This window comes from Helicobacter sp. NHP19-003, assembly GCF_019703305.1.
Lineage (GTDB): Bacteria > Campylobacterota > Campylobacteria > Campylobacterales > Helicobacteraceae > Helicobacter > Helicobacter gastrocanis.
Map to the genome: position 1 here is coordinate 247,784 of NZ_AP024814.1, position 13,084 is coordinate 260,867.

Annotated in this window: 14 protein-coding genes; 6 read left to right on the top strand and 8 right to left on the bottom strand. The window is 48.6% G+C overall.

From position 1 onward, the window contains the following. Positions 1-5: 5 nt before the first annotated feature. Genes nuoH through K6J72_RS01450 form a run of 7 tightly spaced genes read right to left on the bottom strand, consistent with a single transcriptional unit; the run spans position 6 to position 6,547 of the window. On the bottom strand, positions 6-998 hold the full coding sequence (nuoH, locus tag K6J72_RS01420) for an NADH-quinone oxidoreductase subunit NuoH (RefSeq protein WP_221279990.1): 993 nt from the start codon (positions 996-998) through the stop codon (positions 6-8). Next, positions 995-3,388, bottom strand: coding sequence for an NADH-quinone oxidoreductase subunit G (locus K6J72_RS01425; RefSeq protein ID WP_221279992.1), 2,394 nt, complete (start codon positions 3,386-3,388; stop codon positions 995-997). Before K6J72_RS01425 ends, nuoH begins: the two co-directional genes overlap by 4 nt. A gap of 3 nt (positions 3,389-3,391) precedes the next feature. Then, the gene (locus K6J72_RS01430; RefSeq protein WP_221279994.1) at positions 3,392-3,631 is read right to left on the bottom strand and encodes an NADH-ubiquinone oxidoreductase subunit E family protein; all 240 of its coding nucleotides are present in this window, start codon (positions 3,629-3,631) and stop codon (positions 3,392-3,394) included. Then, positions 3,628-4,857, bottom strand: coding sequence for an NADH dehydrogenase (quinone) subunit D (nuoD, locus tag K6J72_RS01435; protein ID WP_221279996.1), 1,230 nt, complete (start codon positions 4,855-4,857; stop codon positions 3,628-3,630). The genes K6J72_RS01430 and nuoD overlap by 4 nt, the downstream gene beginning before the upstream one ends. Next, complete coding sequence (locus K6J72_RS01440; protein WP_221279997.1) at positions 4,857-5,654, bottom strand: NADH-quinone oxidoreductase subunit C; 798 nt, start codon at positions 5,652-5,654, stop codon at positions 4,857-4,859. Before K6J72_RS01440 ends, nuoD begins: the two co-directional genes overlap by 1 nt. Positions 5,655-5,663: 9 nt before the next feature. Then, entirely contained in the window at positions 5,664-6,173 is a 510-nt protein-coding gene (locus K6J72_RS01445) for a NuoB/complex I 20 kDa subunit family protein (RefSeq protein WP_053940615.1), read from the bottom strand. Continuing rightward, entirely contained in the window at positions 6,155-6,547 is a 393-nt protein-coding gene (locus tag K6J72_RS01450) for an NAD(P)H-quinone oxidoreductase subunit 3 (RefSeq protein ID WP_221280000.1), read from the bottom strand. Before K6J72_RS01450 ends, K6J72_RS01445 begins: the two co-directional genes overlap by 19 nt. A gap of 180 nt (positions 6,548-6,727) precedes the next feature. Here K6J72_RS01450 and K6J72_RS01455 point away from each other — a divergent pair, with 180 nt between their 5' ends. The 6 genes from K6J72_RS01455 (at position 6,728) to K6J72_RS01480 (ending at position 11,539) form a co-directional block, all read left to right on the top strand. Next, entirely contained in the window at positions 6,728-7,495 is a 768-nt protein-coding gene (locus K6J72_RS01455) for a PP-loop family protein (RefSeq protein ID WP_221280002.1), read from the top strand. Then, positions 7,496-8,662: a TerC/Alx family metal homeostasis membrane protein gene (locus tag K6J72_RS01460; protein WP_221280004.1), complete on the top strand. Its 1,167-nt coding sequence runs from the start codon at positions 7,496-7,498 to the stop codon at positions 8,660-8,662. Between the two features lie 105 nt (positions 8,663-8,767). Beyond that, complete coding sequence (locus K6J72_RS01465) at positions 8,768-9,511, top strand: outer membrane protein (RefSeq protein WP_260320621.1); 744 nt, start codon at positions 8,768-8,770, stop codon at positions 9,509-9,511. A gap of 11 nt (positions 9,512-9,522) precedes the next feature. Continuing rightward, complete coding sequence (locus K6J72_RS01470; protein ID WP_221281024.1) at positions 9,523-10,476, top strand: catalase family peroxidase; 954 nt, start codon at positions 9,523-9,525, stop codon at positions 10,474-10,476. Continuing rightward, the gene (locus K6J72_RS01475) at positions 10,476-10,868 is read left to right on the top strand and encodes a hypothetical protein (RefSeq protein ID WP_260320622.1); all 393 of its coding nucleotides are present in this window, start codon (positions 10,476-10,478) and stop codon (positions 10,866-10,868) included. The genes K6J72_RS01470 and K6J72_RS01475 overlap by 1 nt, the downstream gene beginning before the upstream one ends. After that, positions 10,868-11,539: a 16S rRNA (uracil(1498)-N(3))-methyltransferase gene (locus K6J72_RS01480; protein ID WP_221280008.1), complete on the top strand. Its 672-nt coding sequence runs from the start codon at positions 10,868-10,870 to the stop codon at positions 11,537-11,539. Before K6J72_RS01475 ends, K6J72_RS01480 begins: the two co-directional genes overlap by 1 nt. Positions 11,540-11,661: 122 nt before the next feature. Here K6J72_RS01480 and K6J72_RS01485 read toward each other — a convergent pair whose 3' ends face one another. After that, on the bottom strand, positions 11,662-13,074 hold the full coding sequence (locus K6J72_RS01485) for a COG3014 family protein (protein ID WP_221280010.1): 1,413 nt from the start codon (positions 13,072-13,074) through the stop codon (positions 11,662-11,664). Positions 13,075-13,084 lie beyond the last annotated feature (10 nt).

Consider the following 13,084-nt stretch of genomic DNA (forward strand, 5'->3'; position numbering starts at 1 on the left):
CCTCCTTAAAAAAGTAAAAGTACTAGCCCGGTGATTAGGATATTGACTAGGGCTAAAGGGAGCATGATTTTCCAACACATGCGCATGAGTTGATCGGGGCGCACATGGGGGAAGGTTGCGCGCGCCCACATGGATAAAAACACAAAGAAACAGACTTTGATTAAGATCGCAATGCCGCCCGGGATAAAGCCCCACGCATTGTAACCCCCAAAGAAAATCAAAGAAATCACAAAACAAAAGGCAAACAAATGGGCGTATTCGGCTAAGAAAAACATGCCCCAGCGCAAGCCACTATACTCTGTGCAAAACCCGGCGACAATCTCCGCCTCATGCTCGAGCAAGTCAAAGGGGGTGCGGTTCAACTCAGCATAACTAGAGATCAAGAACAAAAAGAAGGCTAAGGGTTGTTTAAACACCAGCCAATGGAGCATGCCCCCCTCTTGGTATTGGTTGATTTCCACCAAAGACAAAGAGCCCACCACCATGATGGGGGCTAAGATCGTTAGGGTGCTCACCACTTCAAAGCTTAAAAGCTGGATAGTCGCCCTTGCCGCCCCGATTAAAGAATACTTGCTATTAGAGGCGAGCCCGGCTAAAAGGGGGGCGTAAATGCTCGCCGAGCCCACCGCTAAGAAAAACAACAACCCGACATTGATGTCCGAGATAATAGGTTTGATCGTGTGCCCAAAGATTTGAAAATCGCCGAAGAAGGGGATGGGTGCCATGCTCACAAAGGCACTCACCATCGCGATCACCGGAGCAATGGAGAAGATCAAGTGGTTAGCGTTCTGGGGGATCACATCCTCTTTAGTGAAAAGTTTGATCGCATCGGCGATCACTTGCAAGAGCCCAAAAGGACCGACATAAGTAGGGCCTAAACGCCTTTGAAAATAAGCCAAGACTTTTCGTTCTAAATAAGTCCCAAACGCCCCTAGCCCGGAAAAGACCAAAACCACCACCAGAATTTTAATCAGGGTTTCTACAATCTCGGCACTCATGCACGCTCCCATTCTAAGGTTTCAAAGGGGCTAGCAAATACCCCCCCCGTGTCTAGGCTGGGGCTTGCCATAAACACGCCCCTTTTTAGGCTGTGGTCTATGTAAATCTTGCCCGTGAGTGTGCGCCCCTCTTTGCTTAAACGGATTGTCGTCCCCTCAACAAGTCCCAAACTCTCTAAATGCGCCTTAGAAGTGTAAATGCCCTCTTTGAGTTGTAGGTTTTGGCTCTTAATGGTGTGGGTGTTAAACTGCGTTTCGGCAAATTGCAAATAGGCGTTAAGCTCGGGGGCACTCTCAATGGGGGTTATGGGCTGGCTTGATTCTGTAGCTTGGCTAGGGGTGCTTTGAAGTTTATAGCCCCTGTGGTTGCTCTTGTCATTGGCGTAAAAATTTGTCAAATCGTCATACGCCACGCCCAAAAAGCCCTTGTCTTGGGGCAATTCTTGGGTGTATTCGGCTAAAGTTTCGCCATAAAAGCCAAAGTGCTGGGCGATGTCGGCAAAGTCTAGCCCCTCATAGGCTAAAGCGGGGCGTAAAGCAAGCACCCGCCCCTCCAAATTGACCATGCTTGCCTCCATTTGTGAGAAGCTGGGTAAAATAAAATCTACTTGATTTTGCACTTGTCCGTTTTGATCCACACAATCGCTATCAAGCACAAAATCCCCTTTAGTCCGCACCCCTACGCTGGGGCTTGCGTGGCTGTCTTTTTCTAAAGTGCAAAGCGACACAATGCCTAAAGCATTGGCACTTGGGGGGATTAAAAAGATTTTGAGTTTGTCTAGCTTGCTTGCCTCTTGCAACATTAAGGCAATGTTGTGGGCTTTTGGGTGGGTGTAAATCTCGGGCCCGATTAAAAGAGCGATGCTAGGGGCTTTTTCAACCAAACCTTTAATTTTCTCAAAAGTGGGGCTATCACATTTGGCATTTTCTAGCATGGCATAGACGGGGGGCTTTTGCTCGGCTTTTTTAGGCTCTGCTGTTGCCTCGCCCTCTGCGTTTTCTGCACCCTCTGCACTTTCTGCAGGCTCAGGCTCAGGCTCGACAAGGGCACTTGCCTTTAAACTCTCTAAACTCGGGCTCTCCACGCCCAAAGCCATCAAAAACGCCCCTAAAATGATCTCTTCAGCCCCTACAGCATGGCACACGGGCACCACGCTACGGCTCATTTTTTCTATCGCCATGTCCTCTAGGGGGTGGGCGTAGATCAAACTCGTGCCTTTATTCACCTTTAAAACATTGGCTAGGGCGTATTTGAGTAGGGGGTTTTCATTTTTTAGCCTTGAGCCCAAACTTAGCACACAGCTAGAGCTTTTTAAATCCTTTAAATCGTGGGGCGTGGGGCTAAAAGTCTTTAAAAACTCTTGGTAGGCGTAAAGTTTGCTGTTATGGAGTTTGAAGCCACAAGTTTGACGCATTTGCTCGAGCAAATAAGCCTCTTCATTGCTTAAATCTCCCCCGACATACACCGCCTTTGCCTCTTTGAGCTTTTGCACGGCTTGCTCTATGTTGCTGCTGCCCTTTGTGGATGCTTTTAAATCAAAGGCAAAACGCCCCGCCCCACAAATGGGGTTGTGGTAAAAGTCGTTGCCGACTCTAAAGATTTTTTGCTCTTCGCCTAGTGTGTCAAAGTGGCGCACTTGATAATCTAATAAACACCCTGCCGCACAATGCATGCAAGTCGAATCGATGTGTTTTAGCTCCCACGCATTGGCTTTATAGCTAAAGTCCTTATAGACAATCGCGCCCACCGGGCACACAGCGATGCACTCCCCACAATCATAACAAGGGGTGTCGCCCACAAAGGCGATCATGCCCTTTTGTTTGCGACTCCAAACGCTAAAGGGGTCTTTGGGCATGCTCTCTTTGAATTTGTCGGGGGCGTGTAGGCTTGCCTTGCTCGCCTTCAAATTGCTATCGCCGATATTGTCGCTGCAAGTCGTTACGCACCGCTCGCACATGATGCATAAATTCGGGTCATAGGACGCTTGCGCCCAAAAGGCGAAGGGCTTGAGATTGTCTCTGACGCTGAAAGGTTGCCGATCAACTAAAGTGCGGTGTGTCATGTCTTGCAACTCACACTCCCCGCTTTTATCGCACACCCCACACTCTAGGGGGTGATTGACATCATAGGTCTGCATGATCATTTGCCTCTCAGCTACTAAGGCAGCGGTCTTCGTGGCGACTTTGGTGTTGGCTTTGGGTTTGGTGTTGCACGCATACACCCTCTTGCCCTCCACCTCCACCATACACATTTTGCAAGCCACCGTGGGGGAGCAACCACTTAAATAGCAAATGGCGGGGATATACACCCCGGCACTTCTTGCCGCTTCTAAAATGGTCTGCCCCTCGCTAAATTCTACCTTTTGCCCATCTATCTCTATGCTTGGCATGCGTTAAGCCCTTTTCACCACTAAAGTCCAATCCACCCGATTAAAACGCAAAGAGTTCATCAAAATATCCCCCCTCTCTTTGATCGCCTCTGCGCTCTGCTCCACAATGTCAAAATCCACCACTTCAAACATGAAAATTGCCACCTCCCCGGGGCGCACACTCTCATCTAAAATCGCCCCCATGCGGCTAATCACCGCCTCATTAGGCTCATCTCTTAAATGCCTCAAATCAAAGCGTTTCACCGATCCACCTCCCCAAAAACCGCATTGCTTGAGCCGATGATTGTTACGGCATCTGCCAAATACTGCCCCACTAAAATGTCTTGCATCGAGCCTATATGAAAAAAGCTCGGGGCACGGATTTTTAAGCGATAAGGGTAGGGCTCGCCCTGTGAGTGGATAAAAAAGCCCAACTCGCCCTTGGGCGACTCTGTGGGGGCATACACCTCGCCCCTTGGCGGACGCATGCCTTGAGTCACCAACACGAAATGTTGCATCAAAGCGTAGTTTTGGGTCATGATGTCCTCTTTGGGGGCACTGAAATACTGCGGGGCGTGTGCCATAATGGCGGGGTCTGTGGGGGCATGCATGGGGATTAACTGCTCTAAAATACGCAAGGACTCTTCAATCTCTAGCATGTAGAGTTGGTAGCGGTCGTAGCTGTCGCCGTAATTGCCTACGGGTATATCAAAATCTAACTCAGGGTAAAGCTCATAAGGCTCTTCCTTGCGGACATCATAGGCGATCCCAGTGCCTCTTAGCATGATCCCACTTGCTCCCCACGATTTGGCTTGCTCTTGTGTAATTGTGCCGACATTCTCCAAACGGGCTTTCCAAATGCGGTTGCTATCCAGCAGCCCACTTATGAGTTTATGCATTCCCCTCACTTCTTTAATGAAGGCTTTTAGCCCCTCGAGCCAGTTAGGGGGCAAGTCTAAAGGCACGCCCCCGATGCGGATGGCGTTGTGTGTGAGCCTTGCCCCGCAATAATCCTCCATCAAATCTAGCCCATACTCCCGGGTTTTAAAGCAATACAAGAACACCGACATCGCCCCCACATCCAGCGCATGCACACTTAAAAAGAAGACATGGGAAATGACTCTATTGAGCTCTAAAAGCAAAGTGCGGATCACCTGAGCGCGTCTGGGAATTTGCACGCCTAATAAAGTTTCTACCGCGTGGGCGAAGGCGTAGTTGTTGCTCGTGGAAGAAGTGTAGTCTAGGCGGTCTGTGGTGGGCATGTATTCGTTGTAGGTCATGTTTTCGCCCAGCTTTTCACAGCCTCGATGCAAGTAGCCGATCTCAGGTGTGGCTTTGGTGATTTTCTCCCCATCGAGCTCTAAAATCAAACGCAACTGCCCGTGTGAAGAGGGGTGTTGTGGTCCAAAATTGATCACCATTTGTTTGTCGTCCCTTTCAAACAGGACATTTTCAAATTGTGGTTTGAGTTTGGTAAAAATCTGTGCCATTAGGGACGCTCTTTTAACTCGGTGGGATCTTTGCTGTGTAAATCCTTGACAAAAAGGGATTTTTCAAAGCTGTATTTTTGGGCGTTGTCCTCTAGGGGCAAGCCCTTAGCCTGTTCATGCCCGATCTTAGAGAAATTAAAGGTGTCTTTTTCATCCACCCTTGCACTATCCCTTTGCTCGGGGCCTATGATTTCGCGATACTCTTTGCCAAAAATCTTATCCACCTCATACCACGCGGCGTGTTCATCGCCTTTGAGCGGATAGGATTTTAAAAGCGGATGTCCCACCCAATCATCGGGCATTAAAATCCGCTTGAGGTGTTGATGCCCCTCAAAGACAATGCCAAGCATGTCGTAAGCCTCCCTCTCGCTCCATAGGGCGGACTTAAAAAGGTGGCTTAAAGTGGGGGGGTTGTCGCCCTTTTTGAGCACCGCTTTTAAACGCACCCGGCGTTTAGTGGCATACCCGGGCAAGTAGGCTAGAAACTGATAAAACAGCTCAAACTCCCCTCTTTTTTCTAAAAAGTCGATCGCGCTCATTTCGCTCAAAGTTTCATAGCCTAGATTCTTTAGCCTTTGGGCCACCTTTGCCACTTCGCTAACTTCAATCACAAACACCGCTGTGCCTAGCTCAATGAAGCTCTCTAACACCTTGTGGTGGTAGCTTAAATGGTTGTAAATCACCTCATAGGGCGAGCCCACAATGGGGGTTTTAGGCGTTTGGGGCACGACATAGAAGCGATCGGAGTAGTGGACTTGCTTTTGGACATTGGCATTGGGGCGTTGTTTTCTAACCATGTTGGGCCTCTAAATCAAGCGTTTTTGGTTGTTTTCGGGCAGGGCTTTTTGGCGGCGGATTTTATCTTGCAGCACCATTAAAGCGTATTGCAAGGTTTCAGGGCGGGGCGCACACCCGGGCAAGTAAATATCCACAGGGATCACCCGATCCACCCCCTGCACCGTGGCGTAAGTGTTAAACATCCCCCCCGTGTTGGCACAAGAGCCCATCGAGATCACCCATTTAGGCTCGGGCATTTGGTCGTAAAGACGGCGGGTAAATTCGGCGTGCTTTTTGGTGAGCGTGCCGGCGATGATCATCACATCCGATTGTCTAGGCGATGCTCTAAAGATCGTGCCAAAGCGGTCAAAGTCAAAACGCGAGCCGCCCGTTGCCATCATCTCAATCGCGCAACACGCCAGCCCATAAGTGAGGGGCCATAGCGAGTTGCTGCGCCCCCAGTTTAATAGGCGGTCTAAAGTCGTCAAGGCAATGGGCAACCCCCCATTTTTTAAATAACTCACTGCATGCTGTGCCATTCTAACGCTCCTCTTTTTAGGGCATAGACAAAGCCCACGACCAGCAAGCCAATAAAGCTTGCCATTTCAAAAAAGCCAAAAAGGCCCAACTCTTTAAAATCCAAAGCCCAAGGGAACATGAAGACGATCTCCACATCAAAGAGAATGAAGAGCACCGCCATCGCATAAAACTGGTGGCTCAAGCGGTTTTGTTGCTTTAAGGCGAGCGGGCCACACTCATAGGCGGCGAGCTTTAACTTCTCGTTTTGCTTGCGTGCCAATTTGCGGCTGATAAACCTTTGTATCCGCAAAGTCCAATTAAAGACGAGAAAACTAAAGACCAACAAAATAAACACCCCGAAGTAGGGGTGTTCTGCTACACTCTCTACGCCCACGCTCGCTCCAATCCAACAAGATGACAAAGTATAGATGACAAAGTATTAAAGCATAATTTCATTAATCCTAACTTTTGGCAAGGTTGTAAAGGTAGGTAAGTGTGTCGTTTTGTGCTATAATGCCCCTTTCTTGCCCCATATTATTATTATTGCGGTGCAAACCATTGCTAGGGACAGACCATGTATGAAATCAGCAAAAAAATCTTAAATGTCGTGGGGCGCACAAACGCCGCTTACAATCTCATAGGCGAAGGCGATAGAGTCCTTGTGGGCCTGAGTGGGGGCAAGGATTCGATTCTGCTCTCTTGCATCTTAGCGCGCATGCAAGCCCACGCCCCTTTTAAATTCAGTTTCAAAGCCGCCACCGTGCATTATGGGCTGAATGAAGATTTGGCGTGGCTAACTAAACTCTGCCAAGAGCAAAACATCCCCCATGAAATCCTACACACCAACATCGCCCAAACGATTAGAGAGAAACGCCGGGAGCAAAGCTCTTATTGCAGTTTTTGCTCGCGCATGCGCCGTGGCGTGCTTTATAACCACGCTTTAGAAAATGGCTTTAATAAACTTGCCATCGCCCACCATTTAGACGATGCAGCCGAGAGCTTTTTTATGAACTTCACCTACAACGGGAGTTTGCGTAGCATGCCCCCCATTTACAAAGCCGAAAATGGGTTATTTGTGATCCGTCCTTTGATCCATATAAGAGAGCGCCAAAGCATCGATTTTGTCAAATCTCAAAACATCCCCACCGCTCCTGATTGTAACTGCCCGGCTAAACAACCAGACTCCGACAAGCCCCCCATTGCAAGGCTTGCCACCAAAAACTTTTTAAGAGAAATGGAGCAAAACAACCCACGCCTTTTCACTTCACTCAAAAACGCCTTTTGCAATCTGCACGCGAGCAGCTTTAGCGATCACAACTTTTTAGATGCACAGGGGGCGTGAATGGGACTAGATTTAATCGTTTTCTTGCTTTTCATGGCACTGGCTCTTTTCATTGACTTTAAGGCGCATAGCCACGATTCTGTGATGGGGCTAAAAAGTGCGGTGGGCTGGTCGCTCTTTTGGGTCGCCATGGCTTTGCTCTTTGCCGGTTATTTGTATTGGCATGACGGTGCGGTGAGCATGTCGCTTTTCTTGACGGGGTATGTGCTTGAAAAAGCCCTATCCGTGGATAATCTTTTTGTCATGATGGCGATTTTTGCGTGGTTTAAAGTGCCTGAGATTTACCGCCATAGAGTGCTTTACTATGGGATCATCGGGGCGATCGTCTTTAGGCTCATTTTTGTGTTGGTCGGCAGTGGGTTGATGCACCTGTCCGCCTATGTAGAAATCATCTTTGGCTTGCTGGTGGGCTATAGCTGTGTGGTGATGGTGAAAAACCAAGAGAGGGAAGAGGAGGAGGGGGAAGAGGACTACTCCAAGCATTTAGCCTACCGCCTTGTTTATAAATTCTTCCCCGTCTACCCTAGGCTAGTTGGGCATGACTTTTTCATCAAAAAAGAGCAATTGAGCGGTTTAGAGCGCGATTTAAAGGGGCAAGAGGCAAGCGCACTGCACCACCAACAAGCCTTTGCTAAGGCAAAGCTGATCGCCACACCTTTATTTTTATGCCTAGCAGTGATTGAACTGAGCGATGTGATGTTTGCCTTTGACAGCGTGCCTGCCGTGATCGCCGTGAGTAAAGAACCCCTAATCATCTATAGTGCCATGATGTTTGCCATTTTGGGACTTAGGAGTTTATACTTCGTGCTCGAGGTGCTTAAAGGGCATTTGATCCACCTAGAAAAAAGCGTGATTCTCGTTTTGGCGTTCATCAGCTTAAAGCTCATTTTGGCCGCCACCGACCACCTGTTTGGCGTGGGCGTAGACATCAGCCCCACCATTAGCCTTTACATTGTGTTGGGCGTTTTAGGTGGGGGCGTGGTGTTAAGCTTGCTTAAAGGCAAGGAAGAGGGTGAGTCAAACAACCCTAAAGAGTTTAAAGAGCCAAGCACAGGAACACCCAAACAAAGGGTGGCAGACTTCACAAACGCAAGGCTAGACAACTGCGAGCATAAACTCCAAGAGCTAGAGGATCGAGTCAGCAGACTCGAGGGGGCGCAAAAATAGCCATACCCCTAGAACTAGAAAATGGGGGCTTAGTGGCATAAAGTAGAGCCAATGGGGCTAAATTTTGCTAAAATAGTGTTTCTATTCCACGAATAAGGGGTTTGCGTGTTTAGAAAAATGGTTTATCAAATGCTGGGTTTGGGGGCTCTTTTTAGTTGTTTGCCCTTAGAGGCAGCCAAGGATGGTTGGTATGTGCAAGCGGGAGTGGATTACGCCCACGCAGCAGGGTCTTGGGCGCAACGCACCCCTAATTGGACCGCGAAGAGTCCCTTTTCTGCCAACATGGGTGGGGTGGATTTCGTGGGCGGTTACAAGCAATTCTTTGGCAAAAAAAGGCATTGGGGCGTGCGCTACTATGGGCTCATCAGTTTGCAAGGTGGGGGCTTTTCGCAAAAAGCAGGGTATAGATATCCCATGCAAGGGCCCGTGGGCAATTTCTTTTATGGCGTGGGCATCGATGCGCTTTGGACATTCTTCCACAACAAGGGCACGGAGATTGGGGCGTTTGTGGGCATGGCTGTGGGGGCCAGCTGGGCTGTAGGTGCGGGCAAGGCTAATGATGTGTGCCTCACGGAAGTGGGGGCGGGGGGTATTTGTGTGAGCACGAACAATTATTACCTCAAACAATCCATCGGTAACCCCAATGCGACCTATTCCCCTACTTTTGTGCAGTGGATGTTTAACTTTGGGGTGAGGGCAAACTTCGGGGCGCACAATGGCGTAGAGGTGGGCTTTAGAGTTCCCGCTGTCAACACCCCCTACTACACAGAGGCTTTCAGGGGCTACAATGAAACCTACTCTTTTAGACGGGTGATTGACTTATACGCCAACTATGTTTACAACTTTTAAGGGGAGTGGTGTTGAAACTTGTCCGCTCGCTGTTCTTACCCTTGATCTTGTTCTCTTTCACCCACGCTAGGGAAGTCTACGATGCGCAAAAGATCGCCGACTTGTTTTACCAACTCAATGGCGATGCTAAAAATCCGCATAAGAAAATCAACCACACCAAGGGCTTTTGCGCAAGCGGGGTCTTTGTGCCTAATGAGGACTCTAGGCTAGACATCCCCCTTTTAGAACAAAAAAGCATCCCCACAGAAGTACGCTACTCTCTTGGCGGGGGCAACCCACACGCCAGCGATAAGTCCAAATCGCGGGGCATGGCACTTAGGATTGGTAAAGACAGCGATTGGGTGATCGTGATGACAAATGCAGCGATTAACTTCGCCCGTACGCCCGAAGAGTTTGGCAAATTCTTAGAAATGCAAATCCCCAAAAACGGGCATGTCGATCAAGCCAAAATTAAAAAAGTTACTGAAGGAGTGGAAAGCTTTAGGAACTTTGCCCACTATATGGCAAGCATGGGGGTGAGCAAGAGTGTTGCCAACACCCGCTACTACTCCACGCACACTTTTTACTTCAAGGACAAAAACACGCAGCGTTTCTTGCCCGCTCGCTTTAGCTTTGTGCCTGTGGCAGGGGTGCATAACCTAACCCACGCTGAACTCAAGCGCGTGGGTAACGACTTTTTAGAAAAGGATTTTAAAGAAAAAGTCGCCCAAGCTCCCATTGTCTACAACATGGTTTTAGAGCTCGCCAATAAAAACGACCCCACCAACGACACGACCAAGTTATGGTATGGCAAGCACGAGGAAATCACCATCGGGCAACTTAAGGTGGAAACCTACAAGGGGCATGGGTGCAATGGCGAAGTGTTTATGCCAAGTATGTTGCCCAGTGGAGTAGAACCGCCCAAAGACCCGCTCTTTAACCTGCGCAACGAAGTGTATTCGATCACCTTTTCTAAGCGGCAATGATGGGATTGGCTTGGCAAAATGCGCTTAGCTTCCATGTCTTTTTAATGGCGCTAGGTCCCGTGCTGTTTCTCTTAAACCTTGCCTTTTTGTGGCTGGCTAAAAACTACGCTTCCTTAAACAAAAAGCTCTATTTTATGATGCCTATGGTGTTCATGTGGGCAGCGATGGCGTTTTTCAGCGGGGTGTTTCTCTTAGCGATGCAACACTTTGACTTCTCTTGGAAAGTGGGGCTGATGGGGTTTGTGTTGGCGGTTGTGTGTGGGGGCGAGGTGTGGCGGGTGCGTAAGCTCAAAATTGCCCGCACTAAAGAACCTTTAATGCTTGCTTACATTAAATGGTGTAAGGGTTTGTATGGGTTAAACTTGCTCTTGTGCCTTGCTTTATTTCTTTAATGCGCTTCCTTTACCATCCACAGGCGGGCGCGCCCACTCTTAATTTAGAGGATCAAGCTTATAAGCATATTTATCTTAGCCGCCGCACCCAAGCCACAGAGCCCCTGCCTTTGCGCAATCTCAAAGACGACAATTTGTATTTTTACAAACCCCTAAGCGTGCAAAAGCACCGCGCCACTTTGGAGTTGGCTGCCACACAAGAAAAGCCAAGCTGCTCTCAAAAAGGCGCGCATTTAATTTGGGCGCACATCAACGCAAAAAACATTGAAAAAGTGTTGCCCTATTTAAACCAAATGGGGGTGCTTAAGATCAGCTTTTTTATGGCAGAGTTTAGCCAAAGAAACGAGCGGCTAGACAAAAACAAGCTAGAGAGATTTACAAGAATTTTAATCGCCTCTTGTGAGCAGTGCGGGCGCAGCGACTTAATGCCCCTGGAGGTGCTCAAAGATTTAAAAAGCGCGCTAGAGAGTTACCCAGAGGCGGGGGTTTTAGACTTAAACGGAGAGGCTGGAGGCTTAAACGCCCAACAAGGAATCCTCATCGGGCCTGAAGGGGGCTTTAGCCCCAGTGAACGGGAGCTGTTTAAAAATAGAAAAATCTTTAGCCCTTCTCACTTGGTGTTGACGAGTGAGGGAGCAGCGCTTTTTAGCGCTGCTTTGGGCACTGTTTAGCGCTACCTTAAGCCTTAAGCATTAAGCCTTAAGCTAAAGCCCACGAGAAGCCGTAAGCTAAAAAACAGACAAACTAAAGATTAGAGAGGTTTGTGGCCCAAAACGAGCCACGGACCTAAAGCCTAGAGGGAAAGTGCTCTTACATTCAACTCTTTGGGACTAGGGAAAGTGCGGACAAAGACAATGTTGTTGGTGTCGCTGCAAATTTGCCCGGGCGCGGCGGCTTTGCCATTACAAGGCGCAAGGGTGAAGTCTTTATGCAAGTTGTCAATTTGGATGCTGAATTTGTGGCTTTTGTTGTCCACCCGCCCTAAATACACGGTGTTGGGGAACACATTAGAACTTCTAGTGTCTGCGGCGGTGCTGGCTTTGTTGGTTGCATGCAAAATAGAGCCCCCTAGACTGGCAGCCAACCCTCCGTATCCGGGTGCATACTCACCGGCTGTTTTAAGAGCCGCCTCGGTGCCGGTTTTTAAGATTGCAGAAGCGATGGCTCTGTTTTTAATGGCGGGAAGGGTGGCTTGGTATTCTTTTTGGAAAATGATGGCAAAGTTAGACAACACGCCCATGTTTTCACTCTTGCCATTTGCCACGATTTTAAAGCTATCGTGGAAAGACCGCCCGTCTTGGATGGTGGGGAGGGCAAAGTTGATGGAGGGGATTTTATATTCTTGCAAAGTGGGCTGCATGCCATCTTCTACAATCACCCATGTGTACTTTTCGTGGCTGTGGTGCATGAGGTTTTTTAAATCCTCGCCCACGATTTCATTGTGGCTCACCCCATAGACTTCCTTCAATTCATCCATAGCCTTGCCCTTGTCCCCGTTGTTGGCAAAGAACAAGCCACCCACATAATTGACAAGGGGATTGACAAAACCATTATACGCGCTAAATTGCTCTAAATTTGAAAACTTGCTTTTAAGCTCGCTATCCAAACTCGACATGCCAGCAACCATCTTGTTTGCCATAGAGGCGTTTTTTTGTTTGGCTTTTTGGAACTCAGCCTCAGCTTTAGCGAGCTCCTTATTGTAGACATCTTTAATGCGGCGCTCTCTGTCGATGGTGCGGTTAAACTCCACCCTTGCATCTTGTTTGTCGCCTAAGAAAGCATAATCTAGGGCCATGTAGTAGTTGGTGAGAACCCACTCGTACATATGCCCTTCATAGGGGACATTCATCGCTGAACCATAAGTGGCTGCCCCGACTTTATCTACAGCTTTTTCCATGTTTTTAAAATTGGTGTCGAAGGTCTTGTTCGCCTTGTCTAAAGTGACTAAAGAATCTTTATATTTGTCCATCATGAAGGCGTTCACCCCATTTTCCAGATTCCACAAGGGCGCGTCTTTTTGTTTTTTATCCTCGGCTAGAGCGCTCTTAGACACTTGGTCGGCTCGTTGGTGGTTTTTGGAATAATAGGCGTGTTGGAACTGATTGAGCTCTGTGCGGCTTGTGGTGTGCGCACACCCGGCTAAGATCAACCCTGCCACAGAAACACTGCAAAGACCGACTAACTTGGGCAAATGACTTTCACGCATGCCATGCAAC

What these genes read in the sequence shown, in the direction of transcription:
- K6J72_RS01425 (WP_221279992.1), bottom strand. Translation starts at nt 3,388, where the DNA reads ATGCCAAGCATAGAGATAGATGGGCAAAAGGTAGAATTTAGCGAGGGG.
- K6J72_RS01480 (WP_221280008.1), top strand. Translation starts at nt 10,868, where the DNA reads ATGCGCTTCCTTTACCATCCACAGGCGGGCGCGCCCACTCTTAATTTA.
- K6J72_RS01460 (WP_221280004.1), top strand. Translation starts at nt 7,496, where the DNA reads ATGGGACTAGATTTAATCGTTTTCTTGCTTTTCATGGCACTGGCTCTT.
- K6J72_RS01485 (WP_221280010.1), bottom strand. Translation starts at nt 13,074, where the DNA reads ATGCGTGAAAGTCATTTGCCCAAGTTAGTCGGTCTTTGCAGTGTTTCT.
- K6J72_RS01455 (WP_221280002.1), top strand. Translation starts at nt 6,728, where the DNA reads ATGTATGAAATCAGCAAAAAAATCTTAAATGTCGTGGGGCGCACAAAC.
- K6J72_RS01440 (WP_221279997.1), bottom strand. Translation starts at nt 5,654, where the DNA reads ATGGTTAGAAAACAACGCCCCAATGCCAATGTCCAAAAGCAAGTCCAC.
- nuoD (WP_221279996.1), bottom strand. Translation starts at nt 4,857, where the DNA reads ATGGCACAGATTTTTACCAAACTCAAACCACAATTTGAAAATGTCCTG.
- K6J72_RS01445 (WP_053940615.1), bottom strand. Translation starts at nt 6,173, where the DNA reads ATGGCACAGCATGCAGTGAGTTATTTAAAAAATGGGGGGTTGCCCATT.
- nuoH (WP_221279990.1), bottom strand. Translation starts at nt 998, where the DNA reads ATGAGTGCCGAGATTGTAGAAACCCTGATTAAAATTCTGGTGGTGGTT.
- K6J72_RS01475 (WP_260320622.1), top strand. Translation starts at nt 10,476, where the DNA reads ATGGGATTGGCTTGGCAAAATGCGCTTAGCTTCCATGTCTTTTTAATG.